This window comes from Sphaerisporangium aureirubrum, from assembly GCF_042658925.1.
Taxonomy (GTDB): Bacteria; Actinomycetota; Actinomycetes; order Streptosporangiales; family Streptosporangiaceae; genus Sphaerisporangium; species Sphaerisporangium aureirubrum.
In genome coordinates, this window is sequence record NZ_JBHSRF010000009.1 from 58,950 (window position 1) to 78,885 (window position 19,936).

Below are 19,936 nucleotides of genomic sequence, written 5' to 3' on the forward strand. Positions count from 1 at the left end.
GTCAGATCGTCTCGGGGTCCAGGAAGGCGAGGATGTCGCGGTCGCCGCGCTCGCGCAACCGGACGAGGATCTCGTCGCGGGCGGCCCCGTCCGGCAGCCCGATCCGCGCGCCGATCAGCCGCAGCGCCTCGGCCTCCGAGGCCACCGGCGCGGTGTACCCGATGAGGTGCAGCGCCATGTTGATCGGCGGCAGCCCCGTCGCGGCCTGCGGCAGGTAGCGCGTGAGCAGTTCCCCGCCGTCCGACACGGTCAGGAAGATCGAGTCGCCCTCCCCGGCGCTGTAGTCGGCGAGGATCGCCCGGATCGACCCCATGGTCGGCTGGTTGTGCCAGCTGATCACGACGTCGCCGGACGGGGTGGACGTGGTGAGCTGCCCGCCCGGCGCCATGCCGAGGTGCGCGGCGAAGCCGGTGGGCAGCGGCGAGCCCGAGCCACGCAGGTGCTCGGAGTTGACGTCGACCCGGTGCCACCAGCGCCCGTCGCGGCTGCGGAACGAGCGGCGGGTCATCGACACGTCCCGGCGCGGGCTGTACGGCTCGGCCTGCTCGGGCGCGGCCACCCGGATCCACCCGCGCTGGGTGCGCTCGAAGCCCGGCCCGCCCGCGTACGCGCGCACCGAGCTCTCGCTGACCTCGTACCTGGAGGTGAGCGCGGTGACGATGTTGCTCACCGACGCCTCGCCGCCGGCCCGCTCGATCTCGCGGACGATCATCTCGCGGATGCCGATGTACTCCTCGCCGCCCCAGCGGGTCAGCCCGTACCGGTTGCGGTCGACCCGCAGGAAGCGGCTGTCGGCGGTGAGCTGGTTGCGGATGCCGACCAGGCTGTAGTCCTCGCCGATCCTGGCCTGGATCTCCTCGGGGCTGAGCGGCCCCTCGGCGACGGCCAGCACCGCCTCGGCCTTCTCGTTGACGCTGCGCGGCCACGGCACGACGTGCCCCTCCAGGACGCGGAGGTTCGGCACGGCCGCCAGCCACCGCTCGGCGACGTCCTCGCGCACGCCGAGCTGGGCGACCATGGTGACCGCCTCGGGCAGCTTCACCGGGCCGTCGGTGAACAGCTGGCGCGTCTTCTCCTTCAGCTCGTCGGCGCCGCCGGTGACCAGCCAGCCGTCCACCTGGTCGTACCCGGTGAGCAGGGTGCGCACGAACCGCCAGGCCGGCACGCCGAGGGTGGCCAGTTCGGTGCGGTGCCAGGGGACCGCCGCCGCCAGGTCGTCCGCGGGCACCGCCGAGCCGAGCCGCCCGCGCAGCCACGACAGGTGGGCGGCCAGCGGCGCGGCCTCCGGGCCCGCCAGCCGGGCCTGCACGTGGTCGCGCAGGTCCCGCTCGATCTGCCGGATGCGCTCCCGGGTCACCGAGAACCGCTGCGCCAGCTCGTCCAGCGTGACCCGCCGCTCGGCGTACACCCGGTCCCTGGCGATGGCGCGCTGCCGCTCGTCGAGCGCGGCGAAGACGCCGTCGATCAGCTCGGGGATCGGGCGGTCCTGCCGCACCGGCGGCGCGGGCGCGGCGGGAGCGTCACGTCCGGCGGCGGGTGCCGACGTGGCGATCAGCCGGTCCAGCACGTCCGCGAACAGGGTGCGCGCGGTCTCCCTGGACTCCGGGGGGCGGGCGCTGCGCTCGGGGTCGATCATCCGGAGCAGCGGCAGGATGTCGCCGAGAGGTAAATGCCCCCAGCAGGCCATGGCGAGGTCGGCCAGCCGCGTCGCCACCTGAGCGGTTCCGGCGATCAGGCAGGCCCGGTCGATGGGGAGCGCCTGCCACCACGCGTCCGGCAGACGAGGGTCGCTCGCGATCGGCTCCACCTGGCTGGGTGCGGTCCAGCGCAGGGGAGGCACGATGTCGCTAAGGCTCAGATTCATGGAGGTCCAAACCGGCATGGGGCGAGAGGTGGGATCAGACGGGGTCCGTTCCGCGGATTCAGGTTATTGGGTCAGGGCGGGAGAAAGGGACTTGCCCGCCCGGAATAGGACACGTATAGCCGCTCCGTGGCCCGGGTGCACGCCATGTACAGCAACCCCCGCTCCCGTTGCAGGTCATGGGCGCGGGCCGTGGGGTCCTCCTCGGCGGGGGTGAGCGCGCCGGGGGCGGGGACGAGGCCCTCCGCGACGCCGATCAGGGCGACCCTGCGGAACTCCAGGCCCTTCAGGCCGTGCAGCGAGGTGACCCTGATCTTCAGGCCCGCGCCGCCGAGCGCCGACTTGGCGTCCCTGACCGTACCGGCCGAGCGGGCCGCGACGGCGACGGTGTTCGCGGGCACCCCCTCGGCGAGCCAGTCCCTGATCTGGGCGACCAGGCCGGCCAGCTCGGCGTCGTACGAGGTGTACTCCCGTACGGCCGGACGCATCCCGCCGTGGTCGGCGCGGTACCCGGCCAGCTCGGTGACGCCGTCCACCAGCCCGTCGGCCGGGCCGCCGCCGCGCAGCCGCACCGCCCAGGTCAGCGTCTCCTGGGACAGGCGGCGCGACACGGTGAGGCGGTAGGTCTCGGCCTTCACGCCGAGGGTGCTGAGCGCGATCCGGGTGTCGAACACCCGCTGGTGCGGGTCGCCCACGATGAACAGGTCGTCCGGGCCGGGGGGCACGGCGGCGCGCAGCAGCCGCCACTGCGCCGGGTGCAGGTCCTGCGCCTCGTCCACCACGATGTGACGGTACGGCTCGTGGCCCGGCGCGTCGTCGCCGAGCAGGTCCCCGGTGGTGCGGCCGAGCAGGGTGGAGGCCTGCGTGGCGAGCTGCAACAGGGTGCGCCTGCCGCTGTCGCGCAGGCGGCCCGTCACGTGCTCGATGGCCTGCCAGACGGCGGTCCGCTCGCGCCGGTCCAGCTCGACGCTGCGGCCGGGGCGGGCCGCGCCGAGGTACTCCTGCAAAGTGCACAGGTTCTGCGCCAGGATCACCTGCTCCCACTCGCGCAGCAGGAACGCGGGGCTGTGCGGGCCACCGTACAGCCCGGCGGCCTCCTGCCACAGCGTGGCGAGGTCGGGGCCGCCGACGAGCAGCGGCGGTCGTCCCTCGGCCTCGGCGACGATGCGGTGCGCCAGGCGCTCGACGTTGCCGACCTCGATGCGGGCCCGCACCCGCTCGTCGTCCACCAGCACGTCCAGCTTGGCGGTCACGTCCCCGGCCGTCGCCTGGGAGAAGGTCACCAGCAGCACCCGCCCGCCGCCGGTGGTGGCGAGGTGCGCCGCGCGGTGCACGGCGATCACGGTCTTGCCGGTGCCCGCGCCGCCGGTCACCAGCACCGGGCCGTCGTGGACGTCCTGGTAGACGATGCGGTACTGGGTGGCGTGCGGGAAGCCGCACCAGCGCGGACGGTCCAGCAGGCGGTCCAGCTCCTCGGCGTCCGCGACGAACACCGCGCGGCCCGGGGTGCGTTCGAGCGCGCCGGCCAGGTCGCTCACGTCCACCGACGAGGCGGGCACGGCCGCGCACCCGTCGAGGGCCCGCCACGCCTCGGCGAGCGACCCGCCCTGCGCGAGCACCGACAGCGGGGCGTACTGGCTCTCGGGGATCAGCGGCTCCAGCGCCTCCAGGGTGGCCTCGCTGGTCATCAGCCGCGCCAGCGGCAGCAGCCAGGTGTCGATGCCGAGCCCGAGCAGGTCGGTGTCGCAGACGTGCGCGAACAGCCGCAGGCCCGCCGACTCCGCGGCCCGGCGCAGCGCGGGCTCGACGGCCTCCAGCGCCGCGGCGTCCCAGATCTCCGCCATCCCGGCGGCGGCGTTCACCGCGAAGCGGTGCCGCTGGGCGTACGACCACGCCTCGGCGTCCGGCAGCACGGCCAGCATCCAGAACACCTCGCGCTGCCGCACCACCACCGCCCGGTGCCGCTCGGCCAGCCTCAGCGTCGCCACCCGGGTGTCCCGGGTGTTGCGCACCCGCTCGGGGTGCGGGGCCGAGGTGGCGCCCCGCAGGAACCGGCGCAGCGCGACCACCGCCTCCTGGCGCGCCGATGGCGCCAGCGCGCCGAGATCCCTGTGGACCTCGGGGGCGATGGCGAGCCGGGGCACCGAGCCTCCTGTCAGACCATCAGGGACAGCAGGTCGCGGTCCCCGCGCTCCCGCAGCCGGTTCATCAGCTCGGGCAGCCCCACGGGGCCGGTCATGCCGATCCGGGTCGCCAGCACCCTGATCGTCTCCTCCAGGGATTCGGTGCCGCCCGAGGTGTGCCCGGCCAGCCGCAGCGCCATCGCGCCCTTGTCGGCGTCACCGGAGGCCGCGGGCACGAGCCGGGTGCGCAGCACCTCTTCCTCCTCGGCGACGGTGAGGAACAGATGGGCGCCCGGTGTGGCCTCCATGTCGGTGAGCAGGCCGCCGAGGGACTCGATGACCGGACGGGTCTGCCAGCTCAGGGTGAGGTCGCCCGCCCCGCTGCTCACCGTCCGGCTCTCGCCGGGGGACATCCCGAGGTAGGCGGCGAACCCGCTCGGCAGCGGGCACTCCCCGCCGTTGATCTGCTCGGGAGCCACGTCGACCCGCAGCCACCACAGGCCGTCCGGGTGCCGGAAGCACCTGCGGGTCATCGACACGTCCTTGAGCTGGCCGCTGGTCGCGGGCGCGACCTCCTTGGCCTGTGCTCCCTGTGCTCCCTGCGCTCCCTGTGCCCCCTGCGCGCCCTCCTGGCCGGCCCCGGGCTTGGGGCTCTGGATGCGCAGCTGCGGCACGCTCTCCAGCCACTCCTTGGCCACCTCGGGGTGGATGCCGAGGGTGGACACGAGCTCAAGGGCGCGGGCCACCGTGGGGGGGCGGTCGGCGTTGAGGATCAGCGCGCAGGTGCGCTCGCGGAGGTCGGCGATGTCCTCGGAGACCAGCCAGCCCTCCTGGACGGTGTAGCCGGGCAGGGTGGTCAGCACGAACTGCCAGGCGGGCACGTCCAGCGACCTCAGCTCCGCGGTGTGCCAGCCCGTGGCGGCCGTCAGGCGCGCCTTCGGGGCCGCGACGCCGAGGGTGCCGGGCAGCTTCTCCAGGTACTGCGTGTAGGGGACCGCGTCCGGGCTCTCCATCCACTCGGCCAGGCGCAGGCGCAGTCCCTGCTCCAGCTCCAGGATCTCTTCGGTGGGGACGGCGAACAGCTTGGCGAGCTCCTCGGGCGCGGCGGGGGCGTCGGTGAAGACGTGGTTCTGCGCGACCGCCCACGCCTTGTCGTCCAGGTCGGCGAAGGCCGAGTCGATGAGCGCGATGATGTCGCGGTCCTGGTCCGTCGTGCCGATCTCGTCGGTGCTGGTGCCCACCGCGCCCGGCTCGGTGCCCGCCGGGGTCCCCTCGCCGGACGCCTCGTCCCGCGGCTGCTCGTCCTGGTCCCCGGGCTCGGGGGCGGGCTCGCGCGCGGTCCGGTCGGTGCCGAGCGGGTCGGAGTCGGGCTCGCGCGAGGCCTGCTCGGGGCCGAAGGGGTCGGCCGCGGGCTCGCGGGAGGTGCGGTCGCTGCCGAACGGATCGGGGTCGGGCTCGCTCGCGACGGGCGGCGGCGGGGGAGCGGGCACCGGGGGCGGGTCCTGCCGGGGGATGCGGGCCGGGCGCTCGGGACGGGGGGGAGGCGTGAACATCGAGGTGCGGGACGTCGCCTGGCTGCCCGCCACGGCGTCCCCGAACAGCCGCTGCTCCAGCGCGGCGGCGGCCATGCGGGCCGCGGCCAGGCCGAGCGGGTCGCCCGGGTCGATGGCGGCCTTCGTCTGCCGCTTGGGCAGCGCGGGGCGCCGCACCGGGAGCGGCTCCCGCACCGGAGGCGGCGGCACCGGCGCGGCGGCGGCCGGGGCCTTCTCGCGCGCGGCGCGGGAGGTCTCGGCCGCGGGGGCCTTCTTGGTGTCGGCCGGCTTCCCCGGCGCGGCCGAGGCCTTGGCGCCGGCGGTCAGCCGGGTGAAGACCGCGGTGTACAGGGCGGCGAGCACCGGGCGGGCCCGGATGAACGGCTGGTCGGTCAGCTCGCGGCCGGTCATCGCCAGCAGGCCGGGCCAGGAGCCCACCCGGTCCAGCGCGATGGAGACCTGCGGCTCGTCGGCCTCCTCGGGGTCCATCACGTGCAGCGCGGGCAGCACGTCGCCCACCGCCGCCGCCGGCCAGTGTTCCAGCGCCAGCTCCGTCAGAAGCTCACCGATCGCCTCGGGTCCGAGTACGGCGAACACCTGGGTGACGGGCAGCGAACGCCACCAGGCGTCCGGCAGCCCTGGCAGGTCGCGCAGCTGCGAGAACCCCGCCGCGTCACTCCAGCGAAGCGGAGGCACGAGATCACTCAGGCAGAAGTTCATCCCGTTTCCTCTCCGGTGATGTCAGGACCAGAACATAGTCTGGCAAATCGCACGATCGTAGACGCCGTTACGCCCGTACGGCGGCGAAGCGCAACCGCACGTAGTCGGCCACCCACCCCGACTCCCGGCGCAGCGCCGGTGCCGCGAGCTCGTTCACCCGCCGCAGCAGCGGCTCCACCGTGGCGGGCGGCACGCCGTCCAGCAGGTAGCCCGCGAACATCCGCACCCAGTCCGCGGCGCCGTTCGGGCACTCGTCCAGCGGCGTCGGCCGGTCGAAGTACTCCAGCAGCCGCACGGTGAACCCGCCCTGCTCCAGGCGCAGCGCGTACTCGGCCGGGGTCGGGAAGTACCACGGCAGCTCCGGCTCGTGCAGGCCGTACTCGCGCCACGCGGTCATCATCGCGGAGGTCAGCGCGGCGCAGTTGCCCGCGCCGCCCATCTCGGCCACGAAACGCCCCCCGGGGGCCAGGGCGGCGCGGACGCAGCGGATCACCGCGTCGGGGTCGCGGCCCATCCAGTGCAGCGCCGCGTTGGAGAACACCGCGTCGTAGGGCTCGTGGACCCGGAAGTTGGCGCCGTCGCCGACGATGAAGTCGAGCCCCGGGTGATGCGCGACCGCCACGTCGATCATCGCGGCCGAGCCGTCCATGCCGAGGACCGCGGTGCCCCGGGCCGCGATGTCCGCGGTGAGCACGCCGGTGCCGCATCCGAGATCGAGGATGCGCTCGCCGGGCTGGGGGTCCAGCAGTTCGATCAGCGGCGCGCCGTGCGCCGAGACGTAGCCGAAGGAGCTGTCGTAGGCGCGAGCGTTCCACCGCATCAAACTCGGCGTGTCGTATCGCAAGGCCATCAGCTCGCATTCTCCGACATCGCTGTCTGTGTCCTTTGGGGTAAAGACACTTTAGAGCCTTGATGTCCGTGCCACACATCGGTCGGGAGGCTTGCTCCCGGCCGTCGTGACAGCGCCCGGCGAGCGCCCGGGGACCATTGTCCCCGCCTGTGCGGCCTCAGCCTACCGAGGTGGTCCAGTTGGCCTTGAGGTAGTTCTTGGCCTCGTCCGACTGCGGGATCGTCAGCATCACCGGCCTGCCGGGCACGGCGGGCAGCTTGGCCGCGGCCTGCCGGTCCAGGGTGCCCTTCATCTCCAGCGCCTCCATGCGCGCGGGGCGGGCGAAGCCCTTCAGCAGCAGGTTCTGCGCCTCGTCGCCGTAGAGGAACTCCTCCCACAGCCGGGCGGCGGCGGGATGCGGCGCCTTCTTGTTGATCGCCTGCACGTAGTACGACGCCAGCACGGCGCCGGAGGGGATCACGACCTTCCAGGCCGGGGTGTCGTCGCCGGCGGTCTGCGCGGCCTTGGCGGCGTTCACGTAGTCCCAGTCGACCAGCGTGTTGGCCTTGGACGGCTTGCTGAGCCCGCCCGACTTCTTCAGCTTGGCGAACAGCTCGACGCCGCGCCTGGCCTCGGGCCGCCCCTGCTGGAGCGAGGCCGCCATCACGCCGTTGAACGCCGCCGCCGTGCGCAGCGGGTCCCCGGCCAGCGCCACGGCGTACCCGGGCCGCAGAAGGTCGCTGAACGCCTTCGGGGCCTTCACCTTGCGGGGGTCGTAGCCGATGGACATGTAGCCGCCGTAGACGCCGTACCACCGCCCCCGGGGGTCCTTGACGCCGTCCGGCACGTCCTGCCACGCGGTCACGCGGTACGGGGAGAACCGCTCGGCGTTGGCGACGGCCACCTCCATGCTCAGGTCGAACACGTCCGGCGCGTCCTGCGGCGGCGCGGCCTTGGCGATGTCGATCTCCCTGCGGCTGCTCGCCTTGGGCTCGGCCATGTGGATCCTGATGCCGTACTGGCCGGTGAAGCGGTCCATGACGGCGCCGAAGTTGACCCACTCGCGCGGCACGCCGACGAGGTTCAGCGTGCCCTCGCGCCTGGCCGCCTCGACCAGGCGGTCCATGGTGCCGAAGCCCTCGGCCATGCCTGCGGCGCGCGGGTCGATCGGCTGCTCCTTCTTCGGCTCGCCGGGCGCGGACGAGCATCCGGCGACGGCGGCGGCGAGGAGCGCGAGGGAGGCTACGGCGGCACGTTTGGTCACAGGGGAAATACTCGGCGTCACCGCCGCGCGGGTCGAGGAGGCACGCGGGGCTTTGACCGGTGTTGGGGCGGGGCGTGCCGGGCCCTGGTCAGCGCTCGGGGATCACGCGGGCGGCCACGACGGCGGATTCGGGGATGTCGACGAGCGTGCCGTCACGCCTGCGCACCCCGAGAACCCCTTCGTGCCACGATGTGAGCACCCCTATGGTGTCGCGGAAACCGTCGGGGTCGGCGCGGCGGATCGTGACGCGGCGGCCGATGTCGGACGGGGACACCGCGATGACCAGCCTGCCCGCGAAGCGTGGCGTCAACGGCTTTGCCCCCCTCCGTTTCGGACACGTGGTCGTCACGGCAATACTAGGTCTAGCAACCCGCGGTCGTCGTCGTGCGGAAAAGAAGGAGTCCGAGGTGACCTACGTCATCGCGCAGCCTTGCGTGGATGTGCTGGACAAGGCGTGCATCGAAGAGTGCCCCGTCGATTGCATCTACGAGGGCAACCGCATGCTCTACATCCACCCGGATGAGTGTGTGGACTGCGGCGCGTGCGAGCCCGTCTGCCCGGTTGAGGCGATCTTCTACGAGGACGACACGCCCGACCAATGGAAGGACTTCTACAAGGCCAACGTGGAGTTCTTCGACGACCTCGGTTCACCCGGCGGTGCGTCCAAGGTCGGCAAAATCGACAAGGACCACCCCGTCGTGGCCGCTCTCCCCCCGCAGGCCGAGGAACACTGAGCACCTGCCCGTCTGCACGTGGTGCCACGGGTACCGTGACCCCGGTCGCGGTACCACCCGTCCTTGTCCCGTCACGCCCCGGGCCCGGCGCCACCCGAACGTTCGCACCACAGGAGTGATTCGGTGAACGGCCTGCCAGATTTCCCGTGGGACCGGCTGGCGTCGTACAAGGAGCGCGCGCTCGCGCACCCCGGCGGCATAGTCGACCTGTCGATCGGCACACCGGTGGACCCGGTGCCCGAGGTGGCGCGCGAGGCGCTCACCGGCGCGGCGGACAGCCCTGGCTACCCCCTCACCTACGGCACCGAGCGCCTGCGGCGTGCCGCCGCCGGATGGCTGGCCCGCCGCCACGGCGTCACCGTCGCCCCCGAGGCCGTCCTGCCCACGATCGGCACCAAAGAGCTGGTCGCGTGGCTGCCCACGCTGCTCGGCGCGGGCCCCGGCGACCGCGTGGTCCACCCCGCGCTCGCCTACCCGACCTACGACGTCGGCGCCCGGCTCGCCGGCGCCACGCCGTACGCCGCCGACGGGCTGCTCGGCCTCGGGCCCGAGCGTGTGCCGCTGGTCTGGGTGAACTCCCCGTCCAACCCCACCGGCCGCGTGCTGCCGCCCGAGCACCTGCGCAAGGTCGTCGACTGGGCGCGTGAGCACGGCGCGGTCGTGGCGTCCGACGAGTGCTACATCGAGCTCGGCTGGGAGGAGAACCCCGTCTCGGTCCTGCACCCCGAGGTGAGCGGCGGCTCCCACGAGGGGTTGCTCGCGGTCCACTCCATGTCCAAGCGCTCCAACCTGGCCGGGTACCGCGCCGGGTTCGTCACCGGCGACCCCGCGCTGGTCGCGCGGCTGCTGGAGGTCCGCAAGCACGCGGGCATGATCGTGCCGGCGCCGGTGCAGGCCGCGATGGCCGCCGTGCTGGACGACGACGCCCACGCGGCCGTGCAGCGCGAGCGGTACGCCGCCCGGCGCGCCCTGCTGCGACCCGCGCTGGAAAAGGCCGGATGGCGGATCGACCACTCCACGGCGGGCCTCTACCTGTGGGCGAGCGACGGCCGTCCCTGCTGGGATCAGGCCCGTGCGCTGGCAGACCTCGGCATCCTGGTGGCCCCCGGCGACTTCTACGGCCCCGGCGGCGGTTCGCACATCCGGCTCGCGATGACGGCGAGTGACGAGCGGATCAATGCGGCCGTGCTCCGGCTCCAGTAATATCCCGCGGCATGACCGTTGCGGTCGTGCTCGCCGTGGGCGCAGCCATCTTGGTCGTCGTGCTGGGCACATATCTCGGCACCCGGCGGCCCGTACGCCGGGATCGCCGTCCGGCCCGGCGTCCGCCCGCACCGTTCACTGAACCGGTTCAGCGGGTGGCCGAACCCCGGCTGGACTCCGACTACCTCGACCCGCGGACCATCAAGGTGGGCGACACCGTCGACCGGCGCGGGGTGCGGGCCCGGGTCATCGGCGCGCTCCATCTGTCCTGGCAGGGCGACCAGTGGATCGAATACCTCCTGGAGGAGGGCATGCGCCACTACCAGTGGCTCTCGGTCCGCGAGCGGGGCGACGCGCACGGGGACCTGTCGCACCTGGAGGTCCACCTGTGGACACCGGTGCCCACCGAGGGCATGGTGCCCGCCAAGAGCATGCTGATCATGCAGGGCGTCGAGTTCTTCCCCATCGAGCGCGGCACGGCCGCCTTCCGCTCCGAGGGCATGACCGGCTACCCCGAGCGCGGCCTGATGGACTTCGCCGACTACCGCGCGGGGGACGGCCGCCTGCTCACCTTCAACCGCGTCCAGGGCCAGTCGTGGACCGCCGCGCACGCCCAGCCGCTGTCCCCGGGGTCGATCCGGGTGGAACGCCTGATCTGACCGCGTGGGCCCGCGGCCGGGGGTCAGGCGATCGGCCGGGGGTCAGGCGATCTCTACCTCGCCCTGGCCTGCCTTGGCGTCGGCCAGCCAGCCGTCGTGGCCGGCGACGGCGGTCCAGGACAGGCCCGCGTAGCGGACCTGGTGGAGGCCGTACTTCTGCGCGTGGCTCACCGACCAGGCGGCGATCAGCCAGCCGCGGCGCTGGGAGGCCGCGTCGATCTGGTTGCTCTGCGGGGCACCGCCCCCGAGGGCCCGGCCGAGCTCCTTGCGGGCCTTGGCGGGCTGGAAGGCGGCGGGCTTCTCCGGCTGGGGGTACCAGCAGTGGACGGCCTTCGGCACCCGGCCGGTGAACGCCCCGGCGAGGATCTCGGCGTCCGCCTCGTGCTGTGCGTACGCCGAGCCGTCCGCCGAGCGCTGCACGGCCTGCGCGGCGTCGTGCAGCGGCAGCTTCAGGTAGCGCTTGACCTTGACCAGCGCGGAGAAGAACTTGCCGGTGGCGTAGACGGGGTCCTGGAGTTGCTTGACGGTGCCCCAGCCCTGCGAGGGCCGCTGCTGGAAGACCCCCACCGAGTCGCGGTCGCCGAAGGGGAGGTTGAGCAGCTTGGACTCCTGGATCGCGGTGACGTACGCGATCTCGACGGCCCGCTCGGGCAGCCTGCGCCGCGCGGCCACCGCGGCGATGGTGGCGGCGATCTGGGCCTGCTCGATCTCGAGGTCGAGGGTGCCGAGGGGGGTGGTCACCTGGCAGTGCTCACCGAGGGCAAAAGGCTTGGCTCTGTTCAAAAGGTGATAAATGCCGAAAAATATGGCCACGCTGAGGACGACGACGATGGCGATGATCGTCAGAGCCACTCGGGAGAAACGCCGTGCCACGCAGAAGAACCTACCGGCCCGATCGGCGTGCGCGTACGGCACTAAGCTCGCCTTCCATGAGCGAGACCTTCGAGAGCCCCTTGCCCGCAGCCGTCGAGGACCTGTGGAAGCGCCGTGACGAGCTGTCGCCGGACGACGCCGAGGCGCGTGGCGTCATCGTCGGCGCGGTGGACATGCTGGACACCGGCCAGGCCCGGGTCGCCTTCGTGGACGACGCCTCCGGCCAGGTGGTCGTGGACGAGCGCGCCAAGCGCGCCATCCTGCTCGGCTTCCGCGTGCTCGGCATGGTCAGGAGCCAGGTGGGCGACTTCCAGCACCACGACCGTGTGCCGCTGAAGACCACTCTGGAGGGCGTGCGCGTGGTGCCGGGGGCCATCGCCCGGTGGGGCGCCTACCTCGCGCCCGGCGTGGTGCTCATGCCGTCCTTCACCAACATCGGCGCGTACGTCGACAGCGGCACCATGGTCGACACCTGGGCCACGGTCGGCTCCTGCGCCCAGATCGGCAAGAACGTCCACCTGTCCGGCGGGGTCGGCATCGGCGGCGTGCTGGAGCCGCCGAACGCCGTGCCGGTGGTGATCGAGGACGAGGCGATGATCGGCAGCCGCTCGATGATCGTGGAGGGCGCCAGGGTCGGCAAGGGCGCCATGGTCGGCGCGGGCACGATCCTCTCGGCGTCCGTGCCGGTGATCGACGTCGAGACCGGCGAAGAGATCAGCCGGGGCCACATCCCCGACTGGTGCGTGGCGGTCGGCGGCACCCGGCAGAAGGAGTTCCCCGGCGGCACCTTCGGCCTGCCGTGCGTGCTGGTGCTCAAGCGCCTGGAGCCCGGGCAGCGCCACAGCAAGTCCGAGCTGAACGACGTGCTGCGCCAGCACGGCGTCAATGCCTGACGCGCCGCCGCTGGACCTGTCCGCGGACGTCCGGGAGCTGACCGCGGCCCTGGTGGACGTCGAGTCGGTCAGCGGCGGCGAGAAGGCCCTGGCGGACGCCGTCGAGGCGGCCCTCGCCCCGCTGCCGCACCTGGCGGTCGTGCGGGACGGCGACGCGGTCGTGGCCCGCACCGAGGGCGGCCACGCCGAGCGGGTGGTCGTGGCCGGGCACATCGACACCGTGCCGATCGCGGGCAACCTCCCGTCCCGGGTCGAGGACGGCCTGATGTACGGCTGCGGGACCTCGGACATGAAGAGCGGCGTCGCGGTCGCGCTGAAGCTCGCCGCCGGGCTCGCCCGGCCGAGCCGCGACGTCACCTACGTGTTCTACGAGTGCGAAGAGGTCGACGCGGCCCGCAACGGCCTGGCGCGGCTCGCCCGCACCCGTCCCGAGCTGCTCGCGGGCGACTTCGCCGTGCTGATGGAGCCGACCGACGGCGAGATCGAGGGCGGCTGCCAGGGCACGCTGCGCGCCGAGATCGTCACCACCGGCCGCCGCGCGCACAGCGCCCGCTCGTGGCTCGGCGTGAACGCCATCCACGCCGTCGCCCCGGTGCTCGACCGGCTGAACTCCTACCGGGCCAGGGAGCCGGTGGTGGACGGCCTCGCGTACCACGAGGGGCTGAACGCCGTCGGCGTCACCGGCGGGGTGGCGGGCAACGTCATCCCCGACGAGTGCGTGGTCACGGTGAACTACCGCTTCGCGCCCGACCGGTCCCTGGAAGAGGCGCAGGAGCACATCAGGGAGCTGTTCGACGGGTACGCCGTGCGTTTCACCGACGGCGCCCCCGGCGCGCGGCCGGGCCTGACGCATCCGGTGGCCGCCGCGTTCGCCGAGATGATCGGCGGCACGCCCCGGGCCAAGCTGGGCTGGACCGACGTGTCGCTGTTCTCCCGGCTCGGCGTCCCGGCCGTCAACTACGGCCCCGGCGACCCACACGTGGCGCACCAGCGGGGCGAGTACGTCGAGCTGGAGAAGATCGTGGACTGCGAGCGGCGCATGACGCGCTGGCTGGCCGGCTGATCACGACATAGGGCCCAATAAGCCTTATAGAGCCTGTAGCGCGCATATGTCCCAGGAGGGGCCGGCGGGGCACGGCACAAAAGAAAGTGGCTTTCCTCGCCGGCCATTTGGCGGGGAAAGCCACTTTCAGTCCCGAGCAGCACCCTCGTCTCTTAGACGTGAGGTCGCGAACAATCGGTTCCCCCCTGCTTCGCGGATTTTTCAAGATTCTTTCATGGGCTGGGCAACCTGGGGACGTCCCGCGCGTCGTCCGGGGCCGTTAGCGTGAGCGGCATGAGCGAACGCGCACGTGAGGAACGCCGGCAGGGTCCCGCCCTCGTCCGGGGCAAGTTCCTCCCCGACTCCACGTACGACGAGCGGCTCCTCGACCAGCGGGGCTCCACCGAGTGGCTGCACATGGATCCCTGGCGGGTCCTGCGCATCCAGGCGGAGTTCGTGGAGGGCTTCGGCCAGCTGGCCGACCTGCCGTCCGCCGTGACCGTCTTCGGTTCCGCCCGCACGCACCCCGACAGCCCCGACTACGCCCTCGGCGTCCGCCTGGGCGGCGCTTTGGCCCGCGCCGGCTACGCCGTGATCACCGGCGGCGGCCCCGGCTGCATGGAGGCCGCCAACAAGGGCGCCCGCGAGGCCGGCGGCGTCTCGGTGGGCCTCGGCATCGAGCTCCCCTTCGAACAGAAACTGAACGACTACGTGGACCTCGGCATCGAGTTCCGCTATTTCTTCGTCCGCAAGACGATGTTCGTGAAGTACGCCGACGCCTTCGTCGTCCTCCCCGGCGGCTTCGGCACCCTCGACGAACTCTTCGAGGCCGTCACCCTGGTGCAGACCGGCAAGATCACGAAGTTCCCCATCGTCCTGCTCGGCACCGCGTTCTGGCGCCCCCTCATCGAGTGGATCACCGAATCCCTCCTGGCCAACGGCATGATCTCCCCCGAGGACCCCAAGCTCCTCTACATCACCGACGACCCCGACGAGGCCGTCCAGCACATCGTCGACAGCCGCCGCCAGGCCGACCAGGTGGCCCTGGAGTCCCGCGTCCAGGCCGCCAGCGCGCAGCAGAACGGAACATGACCCGCGGGTCGTCCGCGCGTACAGGGAGACCGTTGCCGTTCCGTGGGACGAAGATGCGGTTGTTGCTCTGGTAATTCCAGTGCGTTGCCAGAGTATTGCATTGATGTGACGAGTGCTGTCAGGATGATGTCAGCCGTCTCGCAATGGGGGGACGATGCGGGGCTGGTCGCCGATGTCCTTCGACGCAAGGAGCACTCGTGGCAGTCTCCCGACGTACGTTCCTCGCCGCCTCCGTTCTGGCCGGCATCGCGGGAACTCAGCTCACCGAGGGGGCCGCCTTCGCGGCCAGCCCGCCGGGTGACGTGGTCGGCAAGATCACCGTGGGGTACCAGGGATGGTTCGCCTGCACCGGGGACGGTGCGCCGATCAACGGGTGGTGGCACTGGTCGAACAACTGGGGCCAGCCGCCGTCGCCCGGCAACAACGCGATCGTGTCCTGGCCCGACACGCGCGACTACACCAGGACCTACCAGACCGCCTACCCGAACCTCGGGAACGGCCGCCCCGCCACGCTGTTCTCGTCCTACGACCAGCAGACCGTCGACACGCACTTCCGGTGGATGCGCGACAACGGGTGCGACACGGCCGCGTTACAGCGGTTCAACCCCAACGGCGGCGAGGGGGCGACCAGGGACGCCATGGCGGCGAAGGTACGGGCCGCCGCCGAGGCGAACGGCCGGAAGTTCTACATCATGTACGACGTCACCAACTGGGCGAACATGCAGTCGGAGACCAAGGCCGACTGGACGTCGAAGATGTCCGCGCACACCGCCTCCTCCGCCTACGCCAGGCAGAACGGCAAGCCCGTCGTGTGCATTTGGGGCTTCGGCTTCAGCGACGACGGCCGCCCCTTCGCCCCGGCCGCCTGCCTGGACGTGATCAACTGGTTCAAGAACCAGGGCTGCTACGTCATCGGCGGCGTGCCCACCTACTGGCGGCAGGGCATCAACGACTCCCGTGCCGGGTTCGGCGACGTGTACCGCGCGTTCCACATGATCTCGCCGTGGATGGTCGGCCGCACCGGCACGCTGGACGGCCTCGACTGGTTCCACGCCAACCTCACCGTCCCCGACGTCGCCGAGTGCAACGCGCGGGGGATCGACTACCAGCCCTGTGTGATGCCGGGTGACCTGCAGTCCGGCCACCGCAGGCACGGCGACTTCATGTGGCGGATGTTCTACAACGTGATCCGCGCGGGTTCGCACGGCGTCTACATCTCGATGTTCGACGAGTACAACGAGGGCAACCAGATCGCCAACACCGCCGAGACCGCGGCCTGGGTCCCGGCCGGCTCCGGCATCCGCGCCCTCGACGAGGACGGCACCGCCTGCTCCGCCGACTACTACCTGCGCCTCACCAACGACGGCGGCCGCATGCTCAAGGGCCAGCTCCCGCTCACCGCCGTGAGGCCCACTCCGCCGACGACGGGCACCCCACCAGGCGACGGCAACCTGGCCCGCGGCAAGGCCACCTCGGCCAGCAGCACCTCCCAGAGCTTCGTCCCCGCCAACGCCGTGGACGGCAACGCCGACACGTACTGGGAGAGCGCCAACAACGCCTTCCCCCAGTGGTTCCAGGTCGACCTCGGCGCCACCGCCACGATCGGCCGCGCCGTGCTCAGACTGCCTCCGGCCGCGGCCTGGCAGTCCCGCACGCAGACCCTGTCGGTCCAGGCGAGCACCAACGGGTCGGCCTTCACCACCGTCGTGGCCGGCCAGGGCCACACCTTCAACCCCGCCACCGGCAACACCGTGACGATCACCCTGCCGTCCACGCAGGCCAGATACGTACGCCTGACGTTCACCGCCAACACCGGCTGGCCCGCCGCGCAGCTCTCCGAGCTGGAGGTGTACGGCACGACCGCCCCCGGCGACACGCAACCCCCCACCGCCCCCGCCAACCTCGCCGTGACGGCCAAGACCGCCACCAGCGTCTCCCTCTCCTGGTCGCCCGCCACCGACAACACCGCGGTGAGCGGCTATCAGGTACGCCAGTCCGCGACCGTGGCGGCGACCGTGACCGGCACCACCGCCACCGTCTCCTCCCTCACCCCCGCGACCTCCTACACCTTCACCGTCGTCGCCCAGGACGCCGCGGGCAACACGTCACCCGCCTCCAACTCCGTCACGGTCACCACCGACGCCGCCCCCAGCACGGACCTGGCCCGCGGCAAGCCGGTGACGGCCAGCGGCCAGACCCAGAACTACGGCCCCGCCAACGCCGTCGACGGCAACGCCGACACCTACTGGGAGAGCCCCAACAACGCCTTCCCCCAGTGGATCCAGGTGGACCTCGGCGCCGCCACGGCCGTCGCGCGCCTCGTCCTCAAGCTCCCGCCGTCCTCCGCCTGGCAGACCCGCACCCAGACCCTGTCGGTGCAGGCGGGCACCACCGCCTCGGCGCTCACCACGGTCGTCGGCTCCCAGGGCCACACGTTCAACCCGTCGTCGGGCAACACCGTGACCGTCACGTTCCCCCAGACGACCGCCCGCTACGTACGGCTCAACGTCACCGCCAACACCGGCTGGCCGGCCGCCCAGCTGTCGGCGCTGGAGGCGTACACCTCCTGAACCGGTGAAGCCTCGGCGCCGAGCTGTAGCGCCGTGCGACGGCGGCACCTTCACGAGCGGGGTGCCGCCGTCGCCGTCCGTACAGGCGCGCGCGGGTGACTGGCGGCAGAAGATCGAATTAGGTACCGTCCAGCTCGGTGGCCGGTTTCCGGCCACCGGCGACGTGACCGTCCGGGTGCGACGCGTGACGCCGCGCACCGGACCTCCCCCCAGCAGAAGCCAAGGATCGATGCCGCCCACCACCAGACGCGGATTCCTCGCGGGCACCGGAAGCCTGCTCGCAGCCGGGCTCACCTCCGCGGCCACCGCCGAGGGCGCGGCGGCGGCCGGCCGCGGTCCGCGCAACTTCGTCCTCATCCTCGCCGACGACCTCGGCTGGGGTGAGATCGGATGCTACGGGCAACGAAAGATCGTCACCCCGCACCTCGATCGTCTGGCGGCGGAAGGGGTGCGCTTCACCGGCGCGTACGCCGGGTCGTCGCTGTGCGCCCCGTCCCGCTGCGCGCTGATGACCGGCCTGCACACCGGGCACGGCACCGTGCGCGAGAACCCCGAGGGCGGGCCGCAGCGCTCCCTCAGCGCCGCCGACGTCACGTTCGGGGAGCTGGCCAGGCTGGCCGGGTACCGGACGGCCTGCATCGGCAAGTGGGGCTTCGGCCCCGAGCAGCCGAGCCAGGACTCCCATCCCAACGCCAGGGGATTCGACGAGTTCTTCGGCTACATCACCCACGCCCACGCTCACCAGTACTGGCCGTCCTACCTCTGGCACAACGGCGAGAAGGTGGCGATCGGCGAAGGGACGTACGCGCCCGACCTGCTGCGCGACCGGGCCGTCTCGTTCATCGAGAAGTCCGCGGACCGCCCTTTCCTGCTGCACTTCGCGACCAACCTGCCGCACGCCCCGAGCCAGATCCCCGGCTCCAGCGGCCGGTACGAGGACGAGCCGTGGAGCCGCGCCAACCGCCGCCACGCAGCCCAGGTGACCCGGATGGACTCCCACGTCGGCGACATCCTCCAGGCGCTGCACGAGGCCGGGGTGGCGGACTCCACGGTGGTGCTGTTCGCCGCGGACAACGGGCCGCACCACGAGAAGGGCGTCACCCCGGAGACCTTCAACTCCAACGGGCCGTTCCGGGGCGTCAAGCGCCAGCTCTACGAGGGCGGCATCCGGGTGCCCATGATCGCCTGGTCGCCGTCGTTCGCCCCGAAGGTCGTCCACGAGCCGGTGGCGTTGTGGGACGTCCTGCCGACGGTGGCCGACTTCGTGGAGGTCCCCGTCCCGGAGGGGACGGACGGGAAGTCGTTCCGGGGGCTGCTGACCGGTGGACGGTACACCGGGCACGAGTTCCTGTTGTGGAACCGGCCGCGCAAGATGCAGGCGATCAGGCGCGGCCACTGGAAGATGATCCGCTTCGCGCCGCACATCGCGGGCGCCGGTCCCGAGGGCCGCGTCGAGCTCTACGACCTGCGTGACGATCGCGGTGAGCGGAAGAACCTCGCCGCGAGCCGTCCGGGGCTCGTCGCCGAGCTGAACGAGCTCCTGGACGGGGCCATCGGCCCCGACCCGCGCCGGCCGTACGGCCTGGAGGTCACGCAGGAAACGGGCGAGGTGGTGGTGACGCTGCTGAACGGCTCCACGACGCCGTGGCGGGACGTACGCCTGAGCCTGCACGCGCCCGGCGGGCGGACCGTGCGGACCCGCGAGCACGCGGACGTCCTCGAACCCGGGGACTTCCTGACGGAGACGTTCGCCGTGGCCGGGGACACCGCCCGCCACATCGGCCGGGCCCGGTTCACCGTGGACGGCCGCGCGGTGGCGTTCCGGGCGAGACCGTACGACACCAGCATCGCGGTCGAGCCCTTCTGGCAGGGGGCGCCGCTGACGATAAATCCGGATTGATCGTGAAAACGGTCGATAAGGTGACATCGTGGCATTGGCAATCTGCGTCTTCTGCTCGTCCAGCCAGAAGATCGACCCTCGATACCTGAAACTGGCCGCCGACGTCGGCACCGAGATCGCCCGGCGCGGCCACACCCTGGTCAGCGGCGGCGCCGTCGTCTCCAGCATGGGCGCGGTCACCCGCGCCGCCCGCCAGGCCGGCGGCCGCACCGTCGGTGTGATGCCCCAGGCCCTGGTGGACCTGGAGATCGCGGACACCGACTCCGACGAGCTGATCATCACGACCGACATGCGCGAGCGCAAAGGCCTGATGGACGCGCGCTCGGACGCCTTCCTCGTGCTGCCGGGCGGCATAGGCACCCTGGAGGAGCTGTTCGAGATCTGGACGTCCCGCGTCCTCGGCCTCCACGACAAGCCCCTGGTCATCCTGGACCCCTGGGGCCTGTACACCGCCCTGCGCCACCTGGTCACCGACCTCTACGACGCGGGCTTCACCCGGCCCGACGTCTTCGACGCCATCACCTGGACCACCACCGTCGGCGAGGCCCTCTCGCACCTGGAGGCACCCACCCGTTCCCTCTCCCCGGCCCCCGAGGAGATCGGCGAGTCCGCCGCGGGCTGACCCCGGGCCGGGGAGGGGA

The 19,936-nt window shown here is 72.2% G+C and carries 16 protein-coding genes; 9 read left to right on the forward strand and 7 right to left on the reverse strand.

Annotated features, from left to right (window positions below; genetic code table 11):
- Window position 1: 1 nt before the first annotated feature.
- The 6 genes from ACFP1K_RS09390 to ACFP1K_RS09415 form a co-directional block, all read right to left on the reverse strand.
- Window positions 2–1,864, reverse strand: coding sequence for a sigma factor-like helix-turn-helix DNA-binding protein (locus tag ACFP1K_RS09390; protein WP_380749124.1), 1,863 nt, complete (start codon window positions 1,862–1,864; stop codon window positions 2–4).
- Between the two features lie 71 nt (window positions 1,865–1,935).
- Complete coding sequence (locus tag ACFP1K_RS09395; protein ID WP_380749126.1) at window positions 1,936–4,005, reverse strand: UvrD-helicase domain-containing protein; 2,070 nt, start codon at window positions 4,003–4,005, stop codon at window positions 1,936–1,938.
- A gap of 11 nt (window positions 4,006–4,016) precedes the next feature.
- The gene (locus tag ACFP1K_RS09400) at window positions 4,017–6,236 is read right to left on the reverse strand and encodes a hypothetical protein (RefSeq protein WP_380749128.1); all 2,220 of its coding nucleotides are present in this window, start codon (window positions 6,234–6,236) and stop codon (window positions 4,017–4,019) included.
- A gap of 67 nt (window positions 6,237–6,303) precedes the next feature.
- Window positions 6,304–7,086 (reverse strand): class I SAM-dependent methyltransferase, encoded by a 783-nt coding sequence (locus ACFP1K_RS09405; RefSeq protein WP_380749130.1) that lies wholly within the window; start codon window positions 7,084–7,086, stop codon window positions 6,304–6,306.
- 157 nt (window positions 7,087–7,243) lie between these two features.
- Complete coding sequence (locus ACFP1K_RS09410) at window positions 7,244–8,329, reverse strand: ABC transporter substrate-binding protein (RefSeq protein WP_380749132.1); 1,086 nt, start codon at window positions 8,327–8,329, stop codon at window positions 7,244–7,246.
- 88 nt (window positions 8,330–8,417) lie between these two features.
- Window positions 8,418–8,639 (reverse strand): putative acetyltransferase, encoded by a 222-nt coding sequence (locus ACFP1K_RS09415; protein ID WP_380749134.1) that lies wholly within the window; start codon window positions 8,637–8,639, stop codon window positions 8,418–8,420.
- Window positions 8,640–8,736: 97 nt separating this feature from the next.
- On the opposite strand from ACFP1K_RS09415, the gene fdxA reads away from it, so the two are divergent.
- The 3 genes from fdxA to ACFP1K_RS09430 all read left to right on the forward strand — a co-directional run bounded on the left by fdxA (window position 8,737) and on the right by ACFP1K_RS09430 (window position 10,925).
- The gene (gene fdxA, locus ACFP1K_RS09420) at window positions 8,737–9,063 is read left to right on the forward strand and encodes a ferredoxin (RefSeq protein WP_380749136.1); all 327 of its coding nucleotides are present in this window, start codon (window positions 8,737–8,739) and stop codon (window positions 9,061–9,063) included.
- A 123-nt stretch (window positions 9,064–9,186) separates the two neighbouring features.
- The gene (gene dapC, locus ACFP1K_RS09425) at window positions 9,187–10,266 is read left to right on the forward strand and encodes a succinyldiaminopimelate transaminase (protein ID WP_380749139.1); all 1,080 of its coding nucleotides are present in this window, start codon (window positions 9,187–9,189) and stop codon (window positions 10,264–10,266) included.
- Between the two features lie 11 nt (window positions 10,267–10,277).
- Entirely contained in the window at window positions 10,278–10,925 is a 648-nt protein-coding gene (locus ACFP1K_RS09430; RefSeq protein ID WP_380749142.1) for a DUF4178 domain-containing protein, read from the forward strand.
- 42 nt (window positions 10,926–10,967) lie between these two features.
- Here the strand turns inward: ACFP1K_RS09430 and ACFP1K_RS09435 are convergent, their stop codons facing one another.
- Window positions 10,968–11,798: a hypothetical protein gene (locus ACFP1K_RS09435; protein WP_380749145.1), complete on the reverse strand. Its 831-nt coding sequence runs from the start codon at window positions 11,796–11,798 to the stop codon at window positions 10,968–10,970.
- Between the two features lie 56 nt (window positions 11,799–11,854).
- Here ACFP1K_RS09435 and ACFP1K_RS09440 point away from each other — a divergent pair, with 56 nt between their 5' ends.
- The 6 genes from ACFP1K_RS09440 to ACFP1K_RS09465 all read left to right on the forward strand — a co-directional run bounded on the left by ACFP1K_RS09440 (window position 11,855) and on the right by ACFP1K_RS09465 (window position 19,917).
- Window positions 11,855–12,691 carry a 2,3,4,5-tetrahydropyridine-2,6-dicarboxylate N-succinyltransferase gene (locus ACFP1K_RS09440; protein ID WP_380749148.1) on the forward strand — a complete coding sequence of 279 codons (837 nt, stop codon included), beginning with the start codon at window positions 11,855–11,857 and terminating at the stop codon, window positions 12,689–12,691.
- A complete protein-coding gene (gene dapE, locus ACFP1K_RS09445) occupies window positions 12,684–13,754 on the forward strand; it encodes a succinyl-diaminopimelate desuccinylase (protein ID WP_380749151.1) in 1,071 nt (356 codons plus the stop codon). Before ACFP1K_RS09440 ends, dapE begins: the two co-directional genes overlap by 8 nt.
- 273 nt (window positions 13,755–14,027) lie before the next feature.
- A complete protein-coding gene (locus ACFP1K_RS09450; RefSeq protein WP_380749154.1) occupies window positions 14,028–14,825 on the forward strand; it encodes an LOG family protein in 798 nt (265 codons plus the stop codon).
- 197 nt (window positions 14,826–15,022) lie between these two features.
- The gene (locus tag ACFP1K_RS09455; protein WP_380749157.1) at window positions 15,023–17,395 is read left to right on the forward strand and encodes a discoidin domain-containing protein; all 2,373 of its coding nucleotides are present in this window, start codon (window positions 15,023–15,025) and stop codon (window positions 17,393–17,395) included.
- A 229-nt stretch (window positions 17,396–17,624) separates the two neighbouring features.
- On the forward strand, window positions 17,625–19,295 hold the full coding sequence (locus ACFP1K_RS09460) for a sulfatase-like hydrolase/transferase (RefSeq protein WP_380749160.1): 1,671 nt from the start codon (window positions 17,625–17,627) through the stop codon (window positions 19,293–19,295).
- Between the two features lie 28 nt (window positions 19,296–19,323).
- The gene (locus ACFP1K_RS09465) at window positions 19,324–19,917 is read left to right on the forward strand and encodes an LOG family protein (RefSeq protein ID WP_449329148.1); all 594 of its coding nucleotides are present in this window, start codon (window positions 19,324–19,326) and stop codon (window positions 19,915–19,917) included.
- Window positions 19,918–19,936 lie beyond the last annotated feature (19 nt).